The 5817-nt window shown below is 72.2% G+C and carries 2 protein-coding genes; both read left to right on the top strand.

All coding sequences use genetic code 11. The features are described 5' to 3' along the window. Window positions 1–25 precede the first annotated feature (25 nt). Window positions 26–3913, top strand: coding sequence for an ATP-dependent RNA helicase HrpA (hrpA, locus tag VF825_RS19765; RefSeq protein WP_331116645.1), 3888 nt, complete (start codon window positions 26–28; stop codon window positions 3911–3913). Window positions 3914–3971: 58 nt separating this feature from the next. Beyond that, complete coding sequence (locus VF825_RS19760; RefSeq protein ID WP_331116643.1) at window positions 3972–5636, top strand: NERD domain-containing protein; 1665 nt, start codon at window positions 3972–3974, stop codon at window positions 5634–5636. Window positions 5637–5817 lie beyond the last annotated feature (181 nt).

Here is a 5817-nt window from a genome sequence, read left to right as displayed (position 1 = left end):
GCCACCTAGACTTGGCGGGTCATGGCTGAGGTGGGAGAGGCGGAGCACCGCGCGCAGGGCTCCCGGCCCCGTCGTCGCCGCCCCCAGAACCGCCGCAAGCCGGCGCAGACCCGCCGGCTCAGCCCGGCGGAGGTGGAGCGCCGCGCGGCAGGCCGCCCGGGAGGCCCGGATGGCGCGCCGCCGCGCCGCCATGCCGACGGTCACCTACCCCGAGGACCTGCCGGTCGCCGCCCGCAAGGACGACATTGCCGCGCTCATCCGCGACCACCAGGTCGTGATCGTCGCCGGCGAGACCGGGTCGGGCAAGACCACCCAGCTGCCCAAGATCTGCCTCGAGCTCGGCCGCGGCGTCGAGGGCCTCATCGGGCACACCCAGCCGCGCCGGATCGCCGCCCGCTCGGTCGCCGAGCGCATCGCCGAGGAGCTGGGCACCGAGCTCGGCACCGCCGTCGGCTACCAGGTGCGCTTCACGGACCGCTCCAGCGACGACACCCTGGTCAAGGTCATGACCGACGGCATCCTCCTCTCGGAGATGCAGCGCGACCGCGACCTGCGCAAGTACGACACGATCATCATCGACGAGGCGCACGAGCGGTCGCTCAACATCGACTTCATCCTGGGCTACCTCAAGCAGCTGCTGCCGCGCCGGCCCGACCTCAAGGTCATCGTCACGTCCGCGACCATCGACCCCGAGCGGTTCGCCCGGCACTTCGAGCGCGACGGCGTGCCGGCACCGATCATCGAGGTCTCCGGGCGCACCTACCCCGTCGAGGTCCGCTACCGGCCGCTGCTGCAGCGGACCGAGGAGGGCGACGTCGACATTGACCAGGTCACCGGCATCTGCCAGGCCGTCGAGGAGCTGTGGACCGAGGGCACCGGCGACATCCTCGTGTTCCTCTCCGGAGAACGCGAGATCCGCGACACCGCCGACGCCCTGACCGGGATGTCGTTGCCGCACACCGAGATCCTGCCGCTCTACGCCCGGCTCTCCGCCGCCGAGCAGCACCGCGTCTTCGGCTCGCACACCGGGCGCCGGGTCGTGCTCGCCACCAACGTCGCCGAGACCTCGCTGACCGTGCCCGGCATCCGCTACGTCGTCGACGCCGGCACCGCGCGCATCTCCCGCTACAGCCAGCGCACCAAGGTGCAGCGCCTGCCGATCGAGCCGATCTCCCAGGCCAGCGCCCGCCAGCGCGCCGGCCGCTGTGGTCGCGTGGCCGACGGCATCTGCATCCGGCTCTACTCCGAGGACGACTTCGAGAACCGCCCGGCGTTCACCGACCCTGAGATCCTGCGCACCAACCTGGCCTCGGTCATCCTCCAGATGACCTCGCTCGGGCTCGGCGACATCGCGCGCTTCCCGTTCGTCGACCCGCCCGACTCCCGCCAGATCAGCGACGGTGTGCGGCTGCTCGAGGAGCTCGAGGCGATCCGCCCGGAGGTGAGCGACCCGCGCAAACGGCTCACGGCATACGGCCGGTCCATCGCGCAACTGCCGCTCGACCCGCGCCTGGCGCGCATGGTGCTGGAGGCCGACCGCAACGGCGCGCTGCGTGAGGTGCTCGTCATCGTCGCGGCACTGTCGATCCAGGACCCGCGCGAGAGGCCGGCCGACAAGCAGCAGCAGGCCGACGAGAAGCACCGCCGCTTCGCCGACGAGCACTCCGACTTCATCGCGCTCACCAACCTGTGGGGCTACCTGCGCGAGCAGCAGAAGGCGTTGAGCGGCAGCGCTTTCCGCCGGATGTGCAAGGCGGAGTACCTGCACTACCTGCGGGTGCGCGAGTGGCAGGACCTGCACAGCCAGCTCAAGCAGGCGTGCAAGTCCCTGGGCCTGCACCCGAACGAGACCCCGGCCACGCCCGACCAGGTCCACCAGTCGCTGCTGGCCGGCCTGCTCTCGCACATCGGCCTGCGCGACGTGGAGAAGCGGGAGTACCTCGGCGCCCGGGGTGCGCGTTTCGGCATCTCGCCCGGCTCGTCGCTGTTCAGGAAGCAGCCGCAGTGGGTCATGGCCGCCGAGCTGGTCGAGACGACGCGGCTGTGGGCCAGGGTCAACGCCCGCATCGACCCGGCGTGGGTGGAGAAGCAGGCCCAGCACCTGGTCAAGCGGCAGTACTCCGAACCGCACTGGGAGCGCAGGCGCGCCAGCGCGGTCGCGCTGGAGAAGGTCACCCTGTATGGCGTGCCGCTGGTTGCCGGTCGCAAGGTCGGCTACGGGCGGGTCAACCCCGAGGAGTCCCGCGAGCTGTTCATCCGGCACGCCCTCGTCGAGGGCGACTGGGACACCGAGCACCGTTTCTTCCACGACAACCGGGCGCTGGTCGAGCGGCTCGGCGAGCTCGAGGCGCGGGCCCGCCGTCGGGGTCTCATCGTCGACGACGAGACGCTGGTCGCGTTCTACGACAAGCGGATTCCCGCCGACGTCGTCTCCGGGCGTCACTTCGACTCGTGGTGGAAGAAGACCCGGCGCGAGCAGCCGGACCTGCTGACCTTCACCGAGGACCTGCTGGTCACCGACGAGGCCGGGGCCGTCAGCGCCGACGACTACCCGCAGGTGTGGCGGCAGGGGTCGATCGAGCTGCCGGTCAGCTACCAGTTCGAGCCCGGCACCGCGGCGGACGGCGTCACCGTGCACGTGCCGGTCGACGTGCTCAACCAGGTCGAGCCGGACGGCTTCGACTGGCAGGTGCCCGGGTTGCGCCACGACCTCGCCACCGCGCTGCTGAAGTCGCTGCCCAAGGCCACCCGGCGCAGCTTCGTGCCCGCGCCCGACCATGCGGCGGCAGCGCTGGCCGACGCGGACCCGGACGCCGGGCCGATCACCGAGGAGCTGGCCCGGGCGCTCAAGGCGCGCACCGGGACCGGCATCGACCCGATGGACTGGGACTGGACGCGGGTGCCCGACCACCTGCGCATCACCTTCCGGGTCGAGGACCGCCGCCGCTCGGTCCTCGGTGAGGGCAAGGACCTGGAGGCGCTCAAGGCCCACCTGGCGCCACAGGTCCGCCAGACGATGGCTCGCGCCGCATCGTCGGTGGAGCGAAAAGGCTTGCGGCAGTGGGACTTCGGGGACCTTCCCGCCACCTTCGAGCGCACCTCGGGTGAGCGGGTCATCCAGGGCTTCCCGGCGGTGGTCGACCACGGCGAGAGCGTGTCGGTCGAGGTGCTGCCCACCGCCGCCGAGCGCGACGCGGCCAGCCGGCTGGGCGTGCGCCGGTTGCTGCTGCTCAACACCACGGCCCCGTGGAAGCGGGTGCTGGCCACCCTGACCAACGCCCAGAAGCTCACCCTCGGCAACAACCCGCACGGCAGCGTGCCGGCCCTCCTGGAGGACTGCCTGGCCTGCGCAGTGGACTCGCTGGTGGCCGAGCGGCCCGGCGGGACGGTGCGCACGCCGGCCGAGTTCGAGGAGACGCTGGCGCTGGTCCGCCAGAACGTCGTGCCCCGTGTCCTCGACGTCGTCGCGTTCGTCGAGCCGGTGCTGTTGCGGGCACGCGCGGTCGAGGTGGCTCTCTCCGGGCTGACGAGCCCGCTCGTCGGGGCGCTGAAGGCCGACCTGACGGCGCAGCTGGGGTCGCTCATCCACCCGGGGTGCGTGGCGGAGACGGGTTACCCGCGGCTGCGTCACGTCGAGCGCTACCTGCGCGCCATGCTGGTGCGCATCGACAAGGCGCCGGGCGAGCTCGCCCGCGACGCCGAGCGCCTCGCCGTCGTCGAGCGCGTCCAGGCGGAGTATGCCGACCTGCTGGCTTCCCTGCCTCCCACCCGTCGCACGGCGGACGACGTGCGCGACCTGCGCTGGATGGTCGAGGAGCTGCGGGTGAGCCTGTTCGCGCAGACGCTCGGCACGGCATACCCGGTCTCGGAGAAGCGCATCTACAAGGCGATGGACGCCGTCGAGTCCGCCTGACCCGCGCTGTGCCGGAATCGGCCACGAGCGGGGGATGGCGGTGCTTCACTGTGGTCCCATGCACTGCCACTGCGACCCAGCCGAGCCGCTGTTCACCACCGAGTCCGAGCGCCACGTCTGGGAGACGCTCAGGGACACCCTGCGGCAGGAGGACCGGCTGCTGGCCAACCTGCGCCTGACCGACCACACCAAGGACCACGAGGCCGACCTGGTCGTGCTGATGCCCGGCGCCGGGGTCGTCGTGGTCGAGGTCAAGGGCGGCAGCGTCCACCACGACGGGCACTCCTGGCAGCAGACCGCACGCGGCGAGACCAGGGTGATCGACCCGGTGCGTCAGGTCCGCGACACGCAGTACGCCCTGCGCCGTTACGTCGAGTCGGACCCGCGGTGGAAGGGCTCGTCCCGAGGGCGGGTGCGCTGGGGACACGCCGTGGTGGTGCCGTGGTCCGACGTCGACGAGGACTTCGCCCTGCCCGACTGCCCCCGGTGGAGCATCCACGGGAAGGGGGACATGGACGACCTCGCCGGGCGGCTGTGGGACGTCCCCCGCCAGCAGGAGGTCTCGTGCCGGGTCCCCGACGAGGAGGACTGCGCCCTGGTCGCCGAGATCCTGCGGGGACGTCACCTGCCGCAGTACTCGGTGGTCGCCGAGGCGGACGAGCGGGAGTCGCGCGCCCAGCGGCTCACCCTCGAGCAGGCCCAGCTGCTGCAGGTGACTCGGCTGCTGCCGCGGGTCGAGGTGCGCGGGGGAGCAGGCAGCGGCAAGACCGTGCTCGCGCTCGAGCAGGCCAGACAGCTCACCTGCGGGGGCCGAGGCCAGAAGCCGCAGCGCGTCGCGCTGGTCTGCTACTCGCGGGGTCTCGCGGCGTGGTTCCAGCGGGTCGTCGAGGGCTGGCCGCGCAAGCAGCGGCCGGCGTTCGTGGGCACGTTCCACCAGCTCGGCCGGTCCTGGGGTGCGCCGGACGGCTCGCGCGACAACAGCGAGTTCTGGGAGTCCGAGCTGCCCCGGCAGATGGCCGAGCTGGCACGGGGCCTTCCGGACGGCCGGCGTTTCGACGCCGTCATCGTCGATGAGTCCCAGGACTTCGCCGAGTCGTGGTGGGCGCCCATCCTCGGGTGCCTGCGCGACGAGGAGCGCGGCGGCATCTACGCCTACACGGACGAGAACCAGCGCATCTTCGCCCGGTTCGGCGGGCCGCCGGTGCCGCTGGTGCCCCTCGTGCTGGACCACAACCTGCGCAACACCAGGCAGATCGGTGAGGCGTTCAACCCGCTGGCGCCCATGCGGATGCGCCTGCTCGGCGGCAACGGACCCGACGTCACGTTCGTGGCCGCCGCTGGACAGGAGGAAGCGGTCGACCGTTCCGACGAGCAGGTGGAGGCCCTGCTCGACGAGGGCTGGCGCCCGCGGGACGTCGCGCTCCTCGTCACGGGACACCGCCACCCGGTGCAGATCGACCGCGGAGCCGACGAGGACCCTGAGAGCTACTGGCGCTCGTTCTGGGAGGACGACGACGTCTTCTACGGCCACGTCCTGGGGTGCAAGGGTCTGGAGCGGCGCGCCGTGGTGCTCTGCGTCAACCACGAGAGGGTGCGCCCGCGGGACACCGAGCGGCTCTACGTCGGTCTGTCCCGCGCGACCGACCGGCTGGTCGTGGTCGGCGACCCGGCGCTTGTCCGCGAGATCGGGGGACCGGTGGTAGCGAGCCGGCTGGGCATCTGAGGCGCCCGACCACGCCGGCGTGGCGCTCCGACGGGTGGGGGTCCGGCGACGTCGCTAGGGTCCCCGCCATGCCCCGGTCCAGCGCACCCCGCGCCAGCGTGTCCCTCGCCGTCCCGCCCGGCACCCCGATGCCGTCCGCCGAGGACCTCGCGGGGACGCAGGCTTCCTACGACACCGTCGC

The sequence above is a fragment of the Oryzihumus sp. genome, from assembly GCF_036391795.1.
GTDB lineage: Bacteria > Actinomycetota > Actinomycetes > Actinomycetales > Dermatophilaceae > Oryzihumus.
The sequence above is the reverse complement of the archived record's forward strand: the minus strand, read 5'-3'. Positions and strand labels throughout refer to the sequence as shown.